Annotated in this window: 14 protein-coding genes; 4 read left to right on the plus strand and 10 right to left on the minus strand. The window is 70.2% G+C overall.

Annotation, left to right across the window (positions count from 1 at the left end):
• Positions 1-423: 423 nt before the first annotated feature.
• On the minus strand, positions 424-4,011 hold the full coding sequence (gene mfd / locus QRO03_RS14390) for a transcription-repair coupling factor (RefSeq protein ID WP_285138166.1): 3,588 nt from the start codon (positions 4,009-4,011) through the stop codon (positions 424-426).
• An 82-nt stretch (positions 4,012-4,093) separates the two neighbouring features.
• Between mfd and QRO03_RS14395 the strand changes: the two genes are divergently transcribed.
• Both QRO03_RS14395 and QRO03_RS14400 read left to right on the plus strand, forming a co-directional pair.
• On the plus strand, positions 4,094-4,579 hold the full coding sequence (locus QRO03_RS14395; RefSeq protein ID WP_285138167.1) for a hypothetical protein: 486 nt from the start codon (positions 4,094-4,096) through the stop codon (positions 4,577-4,579).
• Positions 4,580-4,734: 155 nt separating this feature from the next.
• On the plus strand, positions 4,735-5,232 hold the full coding sequence (locus QRO03_RS14400; protein WP_285138168.1) for a hypothetical protein: 498 nt from the start codon (positions 4,735-4,737) through the stop codon (positions 5,230-5,232).
• 115 nt (positions 5,233-5,347) lie between these two features.
• Here the strand turns inward: QRO03_RS14400 and pth are convergent, their stop codons facing one another.
• On the minus strand, positions 5,348-5,932 hold the full coding sequence (gene pth, locus QRO03_RS14405; RefSeq protein ID WP_285138169.1) for an aminoacyl-tRNA hydrolase: 585 nt from the start codon (positions 5,930-5,932) through the stop codon (positions 5,348-5,350).
• A 129-nt stretch (positions 5,933-6,061) separates the two neighbouring features.
• Entirely contained in the window at positions 6,062-6,697 is a 636-nt protein-coding gene (locus QRO03_RS14410; RefSeq protein WP_285138170.1) for a 50S ribosomal protein L25/general stress protein Ctc, read from the minus strand.
• Between the two features lie 325 nt (positions 6,698-7,022).
• On the opposite strand from QRO03_RS14410, the gene QRO03_RS14415 reads away from it, so the two are divergent.
• Complete coding sequence (locus QRO03_RS14415; RefSeq protein WP_285138171.1) at positions 7,023-7,148, plus strand: hypothetical protein; 126 nt, start codon at positions 7,023-7,025, stop codon at positions 7,146-7,148.
• Between the two features lie 145 nt (positions 7,149-7,293).
• Here the strand turns inward: QRO03_RS14415 and QRO03_RS14420 are convergent, their stop codons facing one another.
• The 4 genes from QRO03_RS14420 to QRO03_RS14435 form a co-directional block, all read right to left on the minus strand.
• Positions 7,294-8,031, minus strand: coding sequence for a fumarylacetoacetate hydrolase family protein (locus QRO03_RS14420; protein WP_285138172.1), 738 nt, complete (start codon positions 8,029-8,031; stop codon positions 7,294-7,296).
• Between the two features lie 70 nt (positions 8,032-8,101).
• Entirely contained in the window at positions 8,102-9,517 is a 1,416-nt protein-coding gene (locus QRO03_RS14425; RefSeq protein ID WP_502883054.1) for an MFS transporter, read from the minus strand.
• 174 nt (positions 9,518-9,691) lie between these two features.
• Positions 9,692-10,486, minus strand: a complete 795-nt coding sequence (locus QRO03_RS14430) for an IclR family transcriptional regulator (protein WP_285138174.1) — start codon at positions 10,484-10,486, stop codon at positions 9,692-9,694.
• A gap of 40 nt (positions 10,487-10,526) precedes the next feature.
• The gene (locus QRO03_RS14435; RefSeq protein ID WP_502883055.1) at positions 10,527-11,582 is read right to left on the minus strand and encodes a D-2-hydroxyacid dehydrogenase; all 1,056 of its coding nucleotides are present in this window, start codon (positions 11,580-11,582) and stop codon (positions 10,527-10,529) included.
• Between the two features lie 110 nt (positions 11,583-11,692).
• On the opposite strand from QRO03_RS14435, the gene QRO03_RS14440 reads away from it, so the two are divergent.
• Entirely contained in the window at positions 11,693-12,571 is an 879-nt protein-coding gene (locus tag QRO03_RS14440) for an NAD(P)-dependent oxidoreductase (protein WP_285138176.1), read from the plus strand.
• Positions 12,572-12,626: 55 nt separating this feature from the next.
• On the opposite strand, the gene QRO03_RS14445 is transcribed toward QRO03_RS14440, so the two are convergent.
• From QRO03_RS14445 to QRO03_RS14455, 3 genes are read right to left on the minus strand one after another with little or no spacing between them, the layout of a single operon-like run.
• Positions 12,627-13,628, minus strand: a complete 1,002-nt coding sequence (locus tag QRO03_RS14445) for a zinc-binding dehydrogenase (protein ID WP_285138177.1) — start codon at positions 13,626-13,628, stop codon at positions 12,627-12,629.
• A 17-nt stretch (positions 13,629-13,645) separates the two neighbouring features.
• A complete protein-coding gene (locus QRO03_RS14450; RefSeq protein ID WP_285138178.1) occupies positions 13,646-14,425 on the minus strand; it encodes an SDR family oxidoreductase in 780 nt (259 codons plus the stop codon).
• On the minus strand, positions 14,422-15,810 hold the full coding sequence (locus tag QRO03_RS14455; protein WP_285138179.1) for a GntP family permease: 1,389 nt from the start codon (positions 15,808-15,810) through the stop codon (positions 14,422-14,424). Before QRO03_RS14455 ends, QRO03_RS14450 begins: the two co-directional genes overlap by 4 nt.
• Between the last annotated feature and the right edge of the window lie 92 nt (positions 15,811-15,902).

The following is a 15,902-nucleotide window of genomic DNA, read 5'->3' on the forward strand; positions in this document are numbered from 1 at the left end:
ACAAGTGCACGCTGTTGAGTTCTCAAGGAACGGACGCACCCACAGAAACAGTCTTCCGACCAACCCATGAGGCAGTTCACTTCTGTTGACCGACCGCCCAGCACACAGTTCCTCAGTGGGACCTCACGGAGAGATCAACCTCGGGAACCGGCCGAACGACCAGAACCAAAACCATACACCATCTGATGAGGTTTTGGGCGGCTCACCACTTGAGGGGACACGGGGCCTTTCGGGCCGCTCCGCTCTCCCCTGTGGGGCGAACAAGGAATAAGTTACGCGGGAACGGCCACTCCGTCGAATCCACGTCCTGCCCGGGCGTGTCGCGGTCCCGTCTCCCGGAATCGCGCCGGACGACGCGAGCGGGTCCGACCGTCGCAGAGGTCGATCGGACCCGCGAATCAGGTGCCCCGCGGACAGAGGCGATCAGGCGTGCGCTGACTCCGCCGCCTGCTCGACGGGCAACGGCCATAGGGCGTCGAGGAGCTGACGCACCCATGCGATCAGGTTCGCATCATCCGCGTCTTGCGGGAGGGGCACCACCATGGCGTCCCCGCCCGCGACGAGCTTCGCCTTCGGGTAGAGGCGCTGCAGGCGCACCCGCATGGACTCCGCGAGGTGTGCGGGGGCGATGCGCAGGTTCGATCCCATCGCCACGACATCGGCGAGTCCCGCCTGTGCCGCACGGCGACGCAGGCGCGCCACCGCGATGAGGCCCTCGACCTCGGCGGGGGGTTCGCCGTATCGGTCCCGGAGCTCCTCGATCACGAGATCGATGGCGTCGTCCTTCGCTCCGGCGGAAGCAGCCGCCGAGAGCTTCTGGTACGCCTCGAGGCGAAGACGCTCGCTGTCGATGTAGAACTCGGGCAGACGGGCGTCGACCGGCAACTCCAGTCGGAGTTCGCTGGGGCCGTCGACGTCTTCGCCGCGGAAGGTCGAAACGGCCTCGCCGATCATGCGCAGATACAGGTCGAAGCCGACGCCGGCGATGTGCCCGGCCTGCTCGGCACCCAGCAGGTTGCCGGCACCGCGCAGCTCGAGGTCTTTCAGTGCGACCTGCATGCCGCTGCCCAGGTCGTTGTTGACCGCGATCGTCTCGAGGCGGTCGGCCGCCGTTTCGGAGAGGGGCTTCATCTCGTCGTAGAGGAAGTACGCGTACGCACGGTCGCGCCCGCGGCCCACGCGACCGCGCAGCTGGTGCAGCTGCGACAGACCGTACTTGTCGGCGCGGTCGATGATGATCGTGTTCGAGTTCGAGATGTCGAGGCCCGTCTCGATGATGGTCGTCGACACGAGCACGTCGGCTCGGCGCTCCCAGAAGTCGTCGACGACCTGCTCGAGGGCGTGCTCGCCCATCTGCCCGTGGGCGACGACGATGCGCGCCTCGGGGACCAGCTCAGCGAGGTGGGCGGCGACGCGTTGGATCGACGAGACGCGGTTGTGCACGTAGAACACCTGGCCCTCGCGCAGCAGCTCGCGCCGGATCGCCGCGGCGATCTGCTTGTCGTTGCGGGGTCCGACGTACGACAGGATCGGGTGCCGGTCCTCGGGCGGAGTCGCCAGCGTCGACATCTCACGGATGCCGGTGACCGCCATCTCGAGCGTGCGCGGGATGGGCGTCGCGCTCATCGCGAGGATGTCGACGTTCGTTTTCAGTTTCTTCAGCGCGTCTTTGTGCTCGACGCCGAAACGCTGCTCCTCGTCGATGATCATCAGGCCGAGGTCTTTGAAGATCACCTTCTCGGTAAGGATGCGGTGGGTGCCGATGACCATGTCGACGGTGCCGTCGGTGAGGCCGGCCAGGGTCGCCTTCGCCTCCTTGTCGGACTGGAACCGCGAGAGCGGTCGCACCGTGACGGGGAAGCCGGCGTATCGCTCGGCGAAGGTCTCGAGGTGTTGCTTGACCAACAGTGTCGTCGGCACGAGCATCGCGACCTGCTTGCCCTCTTGGATGGCCTTGAACGCCGCGCGCACGGCGACCTCGGTCTTTCCGAACCCGACGTCTCCCGAGAGGAGGCGGTCCATCGGGATCGGCTTCTCCATGTCGGCCTTGATCTCGTCGATCGTCTGCAACTGGTCGAGGGTCTCGGCGAACGGGAACGCCTCCTCGAGTTCGCGCTGCCAGGGCGTGTCGGGCCCGAAGGCGTACCCCTTCGACGCCATGCGCGCCGAGTAGAGCTTCACCAGCTCCACCGCGATGTCGCGGACGGCCTTGCGCGCACGACCCTTGGCCGCCGCCCAGTCGCTCCCGCCCATCTTCGACAGCGTGGGCGCCTCTCCGCCGACGTACTTCGACAGCAGGTCGAGTTGATCGGTGGGCACGTAGAGCTTGTCGCCCGGGTACCCGCGTTTCGCGGGGGCGTACTCGAGCACCAGGTATTCCTTGGTGGTCTTGACCGCGTTCCGCCCGCCGCTGGATACCTCGCGCTGCGTGAGCTCGAGGAACCTGCCGATGCCGTGCGTGGCGTGGACGACGACATCTCCGGCTTTGAGCTGCATCGGGTCGACGACATTGCGTCGACGCGACGCGAGCTTCTTGACCCCCCGGTTGTCTCCGCTGACCGATCGACCGTAGAACTCGGTCTCGGTGATGACGGCGAACTTCGCCTCGGTGAGCTGGAAGCCACGCTCCAGCGGAGCGCACACCACGTGCGCGACTCCGGGCTCCGGCGCCGTGCGCACGTCGTCCACCCGACGCGCCGCGATGCCGCGCTCGGCGAGCACGTCGCGGGCACGGTCGACCATTCCGGGTCCGGATGCCGTGACCACCACCGACCAGCCGTCCGCGAGCAGTTGACCGACGTGCTCGGTGGCCCCCTCGACGTTGCCCTGGAACGACGGCACCGCATCGGCCTTGACGCGGTGCGCCGAATCATCGCCGACGACGAGGCCCTCGTCTTCGGCATCCGCGGCGCCCGAATCGAAAGCGCTGAGCTCCCACCAGACGCCGCCGCGACCCGTGGCCTTCTCGTGCAGGTCGTCGAGCGTCACGAAGTCGCCGGAGTCGAGGTCGACGGGGGTGTCGGCTCCCGCGGTCGCCGCCGACCACGCCGCCTCGAGGAACTCACGGTTCGTGTCGCCGAGCGTCGTCGCCCGCGCGAGCGAACGCTCGGGGTCGACGAGCGCGACGGCGCTGCCCCCGGGCAGGTAGTCGACGAGGGTGATGAGGTCGTCGATGAGCACGGGGATGAGCGATTCCATGCCCTCCGCGGGGATGCCCTCGGCCATCTTCTCGAGCAACTGACGCAGACCCGGATAGGCGTCGCGAAGCTCGGCGGCGCGGGCGCGCACCTCGGTGCTGAGGAGCAGTTCCCGGCTGGGAACGAGGGTGACGTCGGTGACCTCGCCCGGAAGCGACCGCTGATCGGCGACGGAGAACGACCGGATCTGGTCGACCTCGTCACCGAAGAACTCGACGCGGTAGGGATGATCGGCCACGGGCGGGAACACATCGAGGATGCCGCCGCGTACGGCGAACTCGCCGCGCCGCGACACCATGTCGACGCGGTGGTACGCCAGCTCGACCAGGCGCATGGTCACGGCCTCGAGCTGGTGCCCGCGACCGCCGACGACGAGCTGCACCGGCTCCACGTCGCCGAGACCGGGGGCGAGCGGCTGCAGGGCGCTGCGGACGGATGCGGTGACGACCAGCGGCACCTCCCCGTCCCACGCGGCGATCCGGCGCAGCACGTCGAGGCGACGACCGACGGTCTCGGGGCTCGGGCTCAGGCGCTCGTGCGGCAGGGTCTCCCACGCGGGGAAGTGGAGCACGTGGGCGCCGGGGAGGACGGCATCGAGTGCCGGACCCAATGACTCGGCACGTCGCCCGGTCGGGGCGATCACCAGCACTGCGCCGGGCCCGCCGGACGCGCGACGACGCTCGATCAACCCCGCGATCACGGGTGCGTCGAGGCCATCGACGAGGGAGAGAGACAGGTCGGCGGATGCCGCGGAAGCGGCCTCACGGTACGACTCAGCCTGCTCGAGGGCGCGCACGATCCCGGGAACTGTCACTCTCACGAGTCTACGCGGGGGGTCGGACATCGGGTCGGCTCTGCCCACGCCCTTGACCGACGGGGTCTCGTAGAGTGACGGAATGAGCACCCCCGGCGTCCCGAACGGTCCGGCCTTCGCCGCGCCGCACGTCGCGCCGCCGGTCGGCACCCTCCTCGCTCCCCCGCCGCCCCGACGACGCACGAGACCGCTGGGTATCTGGGCGCTGCTGTCGTCGATCGCCGCCACCGTCCTGGCATCCGCCGTCGGAGGCTTCGCCGCGTTCCGTACCGCCAGAGGTGCGGGGCCGGGGCTCGAGACGCTCACCCCGTCGACCCTCGATTGGCGCGTCCTGTCGCCGGTGCGCGACGTCGTCCTCGTCGGAGAGGTCTCGTTCTGGGCGGGGACGATCGTGGGGATCACCGCGCTCGTGCTCGGGATCGTCGCCACCGCGATGGGATCCGGACGTGGGGCCGGCATCACGGCGATCGTCCTCTCCGTGCTGGGACCGGTCGTGTTCGGCGGCCTGGTCGCCATCGCCCTCGTGGCGGGACTCGCGACGATGTCGAGCGGCCTCACACCCGTGTGACCGCGTGTCCTCGGCGCGATACCGCGCCGGGAAGGGGCACGTCCAGCCCTCGAAGGGCCTGTCAGGCGCTCGCCTACACTCGCGGCAACGGGCGTCGTGTCCGTCATCCGCCGAGCGGGCGCGTCCTGCCCGTCGACGAACCAAGGGAGCAACTCGTGAGCACCACACCGCCGCCGCCGGAGCCGTACAACCCGCCCCCCACGCGCAGCGATGCCTACGCCGCGCCGGGTGGGTACGCCGCGCCCGCCTCACCCCCCGAGCACCGCGCGCCGGTGTCGAAGAGGCTCGGAATCATCGCCTTCGCCGCCTCCGTCCTGGCCGTCGTCGTCGGCGCGATCCTCGCCTTCGTGGCGGGTGTGCAGACCGGAGGCCTCGGACAGTACGTCGACTCCGCGACCGGTCAGGTCGACCCGGAATCCCTGCCGCCCGGGGCCGAGCAGTCGGCGCTCGCGGTCGCCGCGCTCTCGGTCGCGGCGTTCGTCGTCTACGGCGTCCTGGGGCTCTGGGGCTTCATCCAGGGCATCATCGCCGCGGTGAAGAACCGCGGCCGCGGATGGGGAATCGCCGCGATCGTCATCGCCGTGCTCGGCGGCATCGTCGTGATCACCGCCCTCGGTATCGGTGCCGCGGTGGGCGTCGGCTCCACGATGTGACATCGGACCATCAGAAGACCCCGGCCTTTCGAGGCCGGGGTCTTTTCGTCGTATCGACCGCCGAGGGTGCCGGGCAGCAAGAACGGTCGGCCCCGGCCGCGCGGCCGGTCGGACGTCAGGCGCGGGGGGCGTGGAAACGCTGCTGGGCCGACACCAAGCCCTCGTCGACGAGGAGCTCGACGGCATCGGCGGCATCCGCCACCAGGATCGACAACGTCTGGCGCTCGCTTGCGCTGAACGGGTCGAGCACCCAATCCGCGGGGTCCTGTCGCCCGACCGGCCGCCCGATGCCCACCCGCACGCGCGGGAAGTCCGCGGTGCCGAGGGCCTTGGCGATGTCGCGCACGCCGTTGTGGCCGCCGTGGCCGCCGCCGGTCTTGAGCTTGATCGTGTCGTAGGGGATGTCGAGCTCGTCGTGGACGACGATCACATGGTCCGCGTCGACGCCGTAGAACCGGGCGAGTCCCGCCACCGGTCCCCCGGAGACGTTCATGAAGCAGTTGAGCTTTGCGAGGACGAGCTTCGCCGATCGGGGACGGAGCCAGGTCTCGACGACGCGCGCGTTGGCTTTGTGAGTGCGGAACGCCTCGCGACGTCGGCCGGCGAGCTCGTCCATGACCATCTGCCCGACGTTGTGCCGTGTCGCCTCGTAGCGTGGTCCGGGGTTGCCGAGACCGACGATGAGCCAGGTGTCCGCCATGGCATCCATCCTTCCGCACCCGCGAACCGGGTCCGCGCGCGTGAGCCGGGCCGTGGAGCCCGGAGAAAGCGAACGAGGGGGCGCGAATACGCGCCCCCTCGTGGTCGGCAGGCCGAAGCCCGCCAGGGATTACTTGTCGTCGCCCTCGGCGGCCTCGGCCTCTTCGGACTGCTCCTCGGCGACCTCGGCGTCGGCCTCGGCGATCTCCTCGTCGGCCGCGAGCGTGTCGAGCGGGATGGAGACGCCCACGACGAGGGTCTCGGGCTCCGTCACCAGCGTCGCGCCGGCGGGGAGCGTGAGGTCGGCGGCGGTGATCTGGGTGCCGTCCTCGGCGCCCTCGACATCGACCTCGACGTTCTGCGGGATGTGGGTGGCCTCGACCTCGAGGGTCACCGTCGTCGCGTCGAGCATGGCGACCGTGCCGGGGAAGGGCTCGCCGGTGACGACGACGGGCACGTCGACCTGGACCTTCTCGCCCTTGCGGACGACGATGAGGTCGATGTGCTCGATGATCTGGCGCACGGGGTCCTTCTGCACGTCCTTCACCAGGACCAGCTGGCCCTTGCCCGCGATGTCGAGGTCGAGCAGCGCGTTGGCGCGACGGATGAGCAGCGCGACCTGGTGGCCGGGCAGCGCGACGTGCTGGGGCTCGGTGCCGTGACCGTAGATGACGGCCGGGATCTTGCCCGCGGCACGCAGACGACGGGCGAAGCCCTTGCCGAAGTTCTCGCGGAGTTCCGCGACGACCTTGTTGTCTTCCGACATGATGTTCTCCTCGCGAGCGCGTGGCCCGCAGATTGTGAGCGGGACGCGGCCCGCACCTGTGTGGTCTGGATTCGACTCGAACGCGAGCGCGTGAGGAAAGCCGGGGAGCCTGCTTCACTGCGTCGATCACGGATGCCACCTGCACCGTCAGGTGCGCGGCAGTCCCTCGCCGAAGTTCCCCGAAAGTCTACCAGTGCCCCGGCGCCGACACGACCCGCATCGGATCGAGCCCCGACGCCACCTCGCGCGGACGCCGCGGCGGACGACACGGGCGCCGCACTCGCGACGGTAAGATCGAACGGCCACACCGACCCGGAGGATCATCATGGACAGCGGCTTCTTCTCTCACGTCGTGCTCTGGGTCATCGGCGGCATCGCCGCGATCGGCTTCGTCGGCACGGTCGGCGCCCTCTTCTCGATGGGGCGCAACGCGGGCTACAAGAAGCACTGACGCGAACCTGCGGGCCCGCGACGACACGAGGGTCAGACGACGCCGCGGGCGGCTAGGAAGACCGGCACGCCGGCATTGGGTGCCGCGTCGCGGGCACACCCGCCGCGGCGCACCGCCGTTCGACGGCGAAGATCCGCCATGGCCCTCAGGATGTCGGCGTCATCAGGCGCAGATCGCCGATGACGACCTCGATTCTCTCGCCTGCGCGAATCGGCGCCTGCGAATACGGGGCGCCCAACATGACGACGTCACCGGGCCCGAGGGTCGTCCAGGCCGCGACGTACGCGAGGCACTCGCGCGGCGTCATCGGCAGCCGGCCGGCCGACGTCTCGGCCCGAGCGACGCCGTCGGCGAGCAGCGCCATCGGCAGGTCGGCGTCGAGAGAGAGACCGGTGTCGATCCACGGGCCGAGCGGGGTGTAGCCCTCCCCCGACTTCGATTCGAAATTCCGTGGATCGACGGCGGCCCGGTCGGGGCTGGACAGATCGTTCACCGCGGTGATGCCGAGGACGTACTCGTGGGCGTTCGCAGCCGTGAGCCCGGTCGTGTCGCGCCCGATCACGACGGCCACCTCGGCCTCGGCCACGGTCCGGCCGGCATCGCGGCGCAATCGCACGCGGACGCCTGGCCCCGTGACGGTGCGCGGGCTCTTCAGCCACGCCTGCACCGGCGACGCGTGACCCGGCCCGTTCTGGGCGATGCCCACGACCAGCGTCGGGGTGCACGGCGCCGCGAGTTCGCCGGCGACCGGGCCCGCGGCATCCTGAGCTTCCCCACCCGCCGCGAAGGCGGCGTACGGGTCGGAGACGGGGACGAATCGGCCGTCGTCGTCGACGCGCACGGTCGAGACACCCTGCGGCGTGCGCACTCGGGCGATGCGCATCAGACCACCTCGATGGCGTGAGCGGAGCCGGCGACCGGGACGAGCCGGCCGGTGAGGTCGAACGCGCGGGTCATCGGATGGTCCGGACGGTGACGGTCGTGGCATCCACGCCCTCGCCGGCCTCTTCGCGCGACACCTTGATGGCGTCATCGGTGCGCGTGAGGTCGCGACGCAGGGTCTCGGGCACGAGGAAGGTCGAGGCGGTCGTGATGAGCGCCAGGGTCGCCATGTAGATCGCCAGCAGCAGCCAGTTCGCATCGCTCACGGCGATGATGTACGCGCCGAGGACGCCCGCGAGACCACCGGCCAGGACGGCCGACAGCTCGCGCGCCATCGCGACGCCGAGGTAGCGGTGACGGTTGCCGAACAGTTCGGGGAGCATGGCGCACTGGGGTCCGAGCATGGAGTTGACAGCCACCCCGATGCCGATCGCGATGACGGCGATGGTGATCGGATAGCTGCCGAGCGACATGAGCCACCAGGCCGGGAACGTGAACACCAGCATGAACAGTGCACCCGCGCGGTAGACCGTGCGGCGGCCCATGCGGTCGGACAGCGCACCCGTCAGCGGCACCGAGAAGATCCCGATGAGCGAGCCGAGCGTGACACCCCACGTCAGCAGGCTGCGGTCGGCCTGGCCGCCGACGGTGGCCACGAAGAACGTGAGCGCGAGGGTGTTGAACATGTACGAGCCGCCGTTCTCGGCCATGCGGAGTCCGATGCCCACGATCACACCCGGCAGACCGCGCGTGAAGATGTCGCGGACCGGGCGCTCGGCGATCTGCTCGCTCTTCTCGAGCTCGATGAAGGTCGGCGTCTCGCGCAGACGCATACGGATGAACAGCGCGAGCAGGATGAGCACGAACGACGCCAGGAACGGCACGCGCCAGCCCCAGCTGAGCAGCTGGTCTTCGGGCAGCAACGAGATCAGGCCGAAGACGACCGCGGCGAGCAGGGTGCCGGCCTGGATGCCGATGAAGGGAAGCGCCGAGAAGAAGCCACGACGCTTCACGGGCGCGTACTCGGCCATGAGCACGGTCGCTCCGGCTTGTTCGGCGCCGGCGCCGAAGCCCTGCAGCAGACGCATGAGCACGAGCAGGATGGGCGCCAGGATGCCGACGGCCTCGTAGGTCGGAAGCAGACCGATGGCGGTGGAGGCTCCGCCCATCAGCAGGATCGTGATGACGAGCACCCACTTGCGACCGAGCTTGTCACCGAGCACGCCGAAGAAGAGGCCGCCGAAGGGGCGGGCGAGGAAGCCGACGCCGTAGGTGGCGAAGGCGGCCACCGTGGCGAGGGCCGGGTCGTCCTGCGAGAAGAACAGGACGTTGAAGATCAGCGCCGTCGAGAGGCCGTAGAGCGCGAAGTCGAAGTACTCCAGCGCGCTGCCGATACTCGAGGCGAGGGTGGCGCGGCGCAGGTTCGCGGCGTATTCGGGGTCATCCGTCGGCTGCGGCGTCGGTGTGGATGCAGTGGTCACGGCCATCTCCTTCGATCGGCTGGGGTCTTACGACGAGCCGACTGTACCAACGGAGTGGACACAGTTCAATATGTTGAACAGTATTCGTGGAGACGCGCAGTGAGGTGTCGGTCGAACGGGCGCGATGGAGCGTCCGGGCACGCGACAGACGCGCCGGACCCCGGAAGGCGGAGCGAGCGGTCAGGCGGGACGGGACGCGCTGAACGGGTTGGTCAACGCCGCGGCGGCCTCGCGCAACGCGCCCCCGATGCGGGCGATGCGCTCGGGCGCGGCATCCGCCACCGGAAGACCCACGCCCAGCGCCAGCTGCGGGTCGCCGGGCGCCCACCCTTCGAGGGGCACGGCGACACCCACGATTCCGCGGAACGACTCCTCTTCGTCGACCGCCCATCCGCGCTCTCGCGAGGCGGCGATCTTGGCGATCACGGCGTCGACGTCGAGGGTGCTGTGGTCGGTGAGTTTCGGCAGCGGGCGGCCCCGCGTGAGAAGGGCCCGCACGTCGTCGTCGGTGCGCGTCATCAGCAGCGCCCGGCCCGTGGCCGACAGCGCCGCGGGAAGGCGCGAGCCGAGGGGCGTGCCCATGCGGATCGATCGCGATCCCTCGTAGCGGGCGAGGTAGAGGGCGTCCGCGTCGTCGAGCACCGCGACCTGCACGAGTTCGGTCGCCAGCACCGGCGAGGTCTCGCACACCGCGTAGAACTCGCGGACCTGGTTGAACTGCGCGGCGAAGGCCCCGCCGAGCTCCGCGGTGCGGATACCGAGGCGGTACCCCAGTGGAACGCGCTCGATCATGCGCCCCGCTTCGAGCGAGAGACAGAGGTTCGCCGTCGACGACTTCGCGAGGCCCAGACCCGCTGCGAGCTCGGTGAGGGTCAGGGTGCGCCCCGCCTCGGCGAGCAGGCCCAGGAGCCGGATGCTGCGCCCCACCGCCGGAGCCGGGTCGCGGACGGCGCCGCCCTCATCGTCATCTCTCACCGCGACCTCCCCGTCGTGCGGACGTCGCCGCAACGGCGCGTCAGTAGAACTCGACCGTATCGACAACCGCCCGCATCGGTTGACCGTCGAGCAGGCGCGTGGCGTTCTCCGCGAAGCGGCGGGCGATGCGCTCTTCCTCTTTGCTGCTCAGCGCGGCGGTGTGCGGGCTGACCAGGACCGACGGATGCCGCCACAGCGGGGAATCCTCGGGCAACGGCTCCACCTCGAAGACGTCGAGGGCCGCGAACGACACCCGCCCGTCGTCGAGGGCCGCGAGCAGCGCCGACTCGTCGATCACGGTTCCGCGCCCGACGCTGGCGAGGATGACCCCCGGCTTGACCGCCGCGAGCACGCGCTCGTCGATGAGGTGGTGGGTCTGCTCGGTGCCGGGAAGGGTGACCACGATGGCATCCACTTCTCCGACGGCGCCCACGAGCTCGTCGAGCGGGATGAGGCGGTCGACTCCGTCGACGGGCGCGCCCGAGCGGGTGGTCCCCCACACCTCGGCCCCCAGGGCGTGGAAGCGACGGGCGCACTCGGCACCGATGCCGCCGAGACCCACGACGAGCACGGTCATCTCATCGACCTGACGCATCTCCCAGCGATCGGTCCACGCGCGCTCGGCCTGCTGCCGGGCGAGACGGGGCAGGTCTTTCGCGCCGGCCATCACGCCGAAGACGGCGAACTCGGCGAGGGGTCCGCCGTGGACGCCGGCGCTCGTGGTGAAAGCGACGCGGTCGAGGGCCTCGCGGTCGAGGTCGGCGGCCTTGACCTGTCCTCCGCCCCCCGCCGCCGTGGTCATGACCCAGCGAAGACGCGGGTTCGCCGCGACCGTGCGGGCGAGAGCGGACGGGTCGACATCGGGGATGCCGAACAGCGCGTCGGCCGAGTCGACCATCTCGTCGAAAGCCCGCTGCTGTTCAGCGGTACGCTCGTGGTCCGGGTCGCCCGACCAATCGGCCGGTCCGCGCATCGGGGGCGTGAGCGACGCGTCGCGCACGAGCTCGAGGCGCGGCTCGAGGCGTTCGATGAGGCGGCAGTGCTCTTCCTTCAGAGGCACCGCGACCACCGCGCGGAGACTGGACCGTGTCGACATCGTCGTCATTCCCTTCGCCGCCGCGATTGCGCACCGCGGCGATCCTTATCGGACTCTGTTCACTATATTGAACCCTGTTCAACCTGTTGTCCAGCCGGTAAGATCGGTCCATGACAACGCTCGATGACGTGCGACTCGGCGTGTGGGGCCTCGGCGCCATGGGCGAGCCGATGGCCCACCACCTGCTGTCCGCCCGCGGATCCCTCGCCGTGCACGCGCGGCGCGAAAGACCCGGCCTGACCGGAGCCGGAGCCACCTGGGCGGCCACGGCCCGCGAACTCGCCGAGGCGACGGACGCCGTACTGGTGATGCTGCCCGACCTCCCGCAGCTCGAGGAGCACCTCGATGGACCCGACGGACTGCTCGCCGGCGTCGGCGACCGGGACTTCCTGCTCATGATCGGCTCGACGTCGTCGCCCGTCGGTGTGCGCGACCTGGCCGGTCGGCTTCCCGACGGCATCCGGGTCGTGGACTGCCCCGTCTCGGGCGGGGAGGACGGCGCGAAGGCCGGGACCCTGTCGATCATGCTCGGCGGAGACGAGACGGACACGGATCGGGCGACCGCCCTGCTCGCCCCGTGCGGCACCCCCGTGCGGCTCGGCCCCCTCGGCGCCGGAGAGGTCGCGAAGGCGTGCAATCAGATGGTCGTCGCGGCCACCATCCTCGCGCTCGGCGAGGCGACGGAGCTCGCCGCCCGCTCCGACGTCGACCCCGCCGCCCTCTGGCAGCTGCTCGGCGGCGGGTACGCCGGGTCGAACCTGCTGCAGAGCCGTCGCGACAAGCTCGTCTCAGGCGACGACTCCCCCAGCGGCGTCGCGTCGTACATGGTCAAGGACCTGCGCTTCGCGGCCGACATCGCCGCCGCCACCGGCACCAGCCCGGCTCTGCTGCCGGCGCTCCGCGACGCGTTCGACGAGATCGTGGAGCGCGACCTGGGCGACCGCGACATCGCGGTGACGCGCCGGTTCACCGCCGAACGCAGCGCCTGACGCCGGAGGAGACGGTGCGGAGCGGCCCGGTGGGCGCCCCGCACCGTCGTCCGGGTCAGAGGGCGAAGACGACCTTGCCGGAACGCTGGGAGTCACGCGCGGTGGCGAAGGCCTCGTCGGCATCCGTCAACGCGAACTCGTGCGTGAGGGCGTTCTCGATACGGGGGTTCGCCGCGAGCAGTTCCACCGCCGCGTCGATCTCGTCGCGGAAGCGGAACGCGCCGAAGTAGCGCACCTCCTTGGAGATGAAGGGGGCGAGGTTGACCGGCCGCGCATCGTCGGGGAGCATGCCGACCTGCACGACGGTGCCTCCCGCCCGCACCGCCTTCAGGGCGGTCGAGATCGACACGGGCACGCCCGAGCATTCGAGCACGACCGCGTACGCACCCGCCTCGACCGTCTCGCTCGAGACGTCTATCGTCGCCTCGGCGCCGAGAGCCCGCGCACGCTCGAGGGGGCCGGCGAGCACGTCGGTCGCTGTGACGCGCGCCCCGGCGGCGGTGCCCGCGGCGACGGCCATCAGACCGATCGGGCCGGATCCGGTGACGAGCACATCGAGGCCGTCGACCGGACCCGCCTTGCCGAGAGCATGCAGGGCGACGGCGAGCGGCTCGGCCAGCACGGCGCGACGCACCGGGAGGTCGGTCGGCAGCGGGCGCACCATGCCGCTCTCGACGACCAGATACTCGGATGCCGCGCCCTGGGTGTGCGGCCAGGTGGAGGCGCTGCCGAGGTAGGAGCCCCCGGGCCACAGGTGCGGCGCGTCCTCGATACCCTCGCGCGGAGTCCCGAACCTCGCGGGATGCACCGTGACCGGCGTCCCCGGGGCGAGTGCACCGGAGGGATCGAGATCGACCCGTCCCGACAGCTCGTGACCGGGGACGAGCGGCTCGCGCACGACGAAGGCTCCGTTGGCGCCCTCGAAGAAGTAGTGCAGGTCGGACCCGCAGATCCCGACGTACTCCACGCGCAGGCGCACCTGTCCCTCCTCGGGTTCGGGGATGGGCACCTCGCGGAGGACCGCGGTGTTCGCCTTCTCGATCAACAGAGACTTCATCGTCATTCCTCTCGCGGTCAGACGACCGCCGTCATCCCGCCGTCGACGAAGATGTTCTGTCCCGAAACGAAGCTCGATGCGTCGGAGGCGAGGAAGAGCAGCGCCCCGCGGAGCTCGTCCACGTCTCCCCATCGCGCAGCGGGGGTGCGCTGCGTGAGCCAGCGCGTGAACTCGGGGTCGTCGACGAGGGCGCGATTCATCTCGGTCGCGAAGTACCCCGGGCTGAGCGCGTTGACCTGGATGCCGTGGCGCGCCAGGTCGGCGGCCATGCCTGCGGTCAGTTGGGCGACACCGCCCTTCGTGGCCGAGTAGGGCGCGATCGTCTGTCGCGCCAGGCGCGACTGCACCGAGGCGACGTTGACGACCTTGCCGGAGCCGCGTTCCACCATCGCGGGTGTGACGAAGCGCGACACGTAGAAGACACCCGAGAGGTTCGCTGCGACGATGTCGTCCCAGTCGCTCACCGCGAACTCGTGGATGGGCGCCCGGCGCTGGACCCCGGCGTTGTTGACGAGGATGTCGGGGGCGCCCACCTCGGCGAGAAGGCCCGCCACGGCGTCCTCGACGGCGGATGCATCGGTCACGTCGAAGGTCACCCCGAGCGCGGGGCGGCCCGACAGCTCCTCGGCCTCGACGCGGGTCTGCTCGACGGCTGCCGCGTCGCGACCGTGCACGATCAGGCGCGCTCCGCCGCGGGCGAGGGTGAGCGCGAGCGCACGGCCGAGGCCCCGCGACGACCCGGTGACCAGTGCGAGACGGTCGGAGACGTCGAACAGGTCGGCGTTCGAGCCGGTCACAGGATCGCCCCGACGCCGAACACGGCGAGAGCGGCGACGAAGCCCAGCACCGACTCGATGGCCTGCTGGACGGTCCAGGTCTTCAGCGTCGTCTTGACGTCCATGCCCATGAGTCGACCGACCAGCCAGAAGCCGGAGTCGTTCACGTGGCCGGCGAACACCGACCCCGCGGCGGTGGCGAGCGTGATCGCCACGACCTGCAGCGGCGAAAAATCGCCGGCCATGACGGCGGGGGCGGCCAGGCCCGCGGCGGTGACGAGGGCGACCGTGGCCGAACCCTGCGCGAGGCGGAGGATCACGGCGATGACGTACGCCGCAACGATGACGGGCAGGCCCAGGTCGCCGAGACTGTCGGCGAGCGCGTCTCCGATGCCCGAGGCACGCAGCACCGCACCGAACATCCCGCCCGCACCGGTGATGAGGATGACGGAGCACACCGGGCCGAGCGCCGAATCGACGACCTTCTCGAGGGCGGTGCCGTTCTCGCCGCGACGGAAGCCGAAGACGACGGTGGCCACGAGAACGGTGATGAGCAGGGCGACGGGCGAGTTGCCGAGCAGCACGAGGACCTGCACGACGATGTTGTCGGTGTCGACCACTCCCGCGGAGCCGAGGGTGGTGAGGCCGGTGTTGAGGAAGATCAGCAGCATCGGCAGCAGCAGCACGGCGATGACCGTGCCGGGCTTGGGCGGGTTGCTGGGCTGGTCGGCGTCGACGTCGCCGAAGAGCATCGGCACGGGCAGCACGATGCGGCGCGCGATGAACTTGCCCCAGAGGTAACCCGAGAGGTACCAGATCGGGAACGCGATGATGAGGCCGACGATCAGCAGCAGCCCGAGGTTGGCGCCGTACAGCTCACTCGCGGTCACCGGACCCGGGTGAGGAGGCAGGAAGACGTGCATCACCGAGAACGCGGCGGCGGCCGGCAGACCGAACAGCAGCACGTTGTTGCCCGACACGCGCCGCGCGATGGCGAAGATGATCGGCAGCATCATGACGAGGCCCGCGTCGAAGAACATCGGGAAACCGAGGATGAGCGAGACGATGCCCAGGGCGAAGGGGGCGCGCTTCTCGCCGAAGATGCGCACGAAGGTCTCGGCGAGCGACTGCGCGCCACCGGAGTGCTCGATCAAACGTCCGAGCATCGCGCCGAGGGCGACGAGCAGGGCGACGGTGCCGAGGGTGCCGCCGAATCCCCCGGTGAGCGTCGACACGATGGCCGACACGGGGATGCCGGCGACGAACGCCGTCACGAGCGACACGATGATGAGCGCGAGGAACGCGTGCACCTTCAGCCAGATGATGAGCACCAGGATCAGCGCGATCGCGCCCGCCGCGATGGCGAGCAGCGGCGCGGTGCCGAGTGTTTGAGTCCAGTCGTCCAAGAGATCTCCGTCGATACAGGGGGTGCGCGGCGTCGGGCATACTCGGCTCGTCCGCGGCCGCCGAGAGGCGTTCGCAGGATTCTCACACAATG

Origin of the sequence: Microbacterium sp. lyk4-40-TSB-66 (assembly GCF_030209475.1) — a bacterium.
GTDB lineage: Bacteria > Actinomycetota > Actinomycetes > Actinomycetales > Microbacteriaceae > Microbacterium.

Bases quoted from the DNA above. Each gene is read 5' to 3' on its own strand.
- QRO03_RS14415 (WP_285138171.1), top strand. From the start codon at position 7,023: ATGGACAGCGGCTTCTTCTCTCACGTCGTGCTCTGGGTCATCGGCGGC.
- QRO03_RS14395 (WP_285138167.1), top strand. From the start codon at position 4,094: ATGAGCACCCCCGGCGTCCCGAACGGTCCGGCCTTCGCCGCGCCGCAC.
- QRO03_RS14425 (WP_502883054.1), bottom strand. From the start codon at position 9,517: ATGGCCGTGACCACTGCATCCACACCGACGCCGCAGCCGACGGATGAC.
- QRO03_RS14420 (WP_285138172.1), bottom strand. From the start codon at position 8,031: ATGCGCATCGCCCGAGTGCGCACGCCGCAGGGTGTCTCGACCGTGCGC.
- QRO03_RS14445 (WP_285138177.1), bottom strand. From the start codon at position 13,628: ATGAAGTCTCTGTTGATCGAGAAGGCGAACACCGCGGTCCTCCGCGAG.
- QRO03_RS14410 (WP_285138170.1), bottom strand. From the start codon at position 6,697: ATGTCGGAAGACAACAAGGTCGTCGCGGAACTCCGCGAGAACTTCGGC.
- QRO03_RS14435 (WP_502883055.1), bottom strand. From the start codon at position 11,582: ATGTCGACACGGTCCAGTCTCCGCGCGGTGGTCGCGGTGCCTCTGAAG.
- pth (WP_285138169.1), bottom strand. From the start codon at position 5,932: ATGGCGGACACCTGGCTCATCGTCGGTCTCGGCAACCCCGGACCACGC.
- QRO03_RS14440 (WP_285138176.1), top strand. From the start codon at position 11,693: ATGACAACGCTCGATGACGTGCGACTCGGCGTGTGGGGCCTCGGCGCC.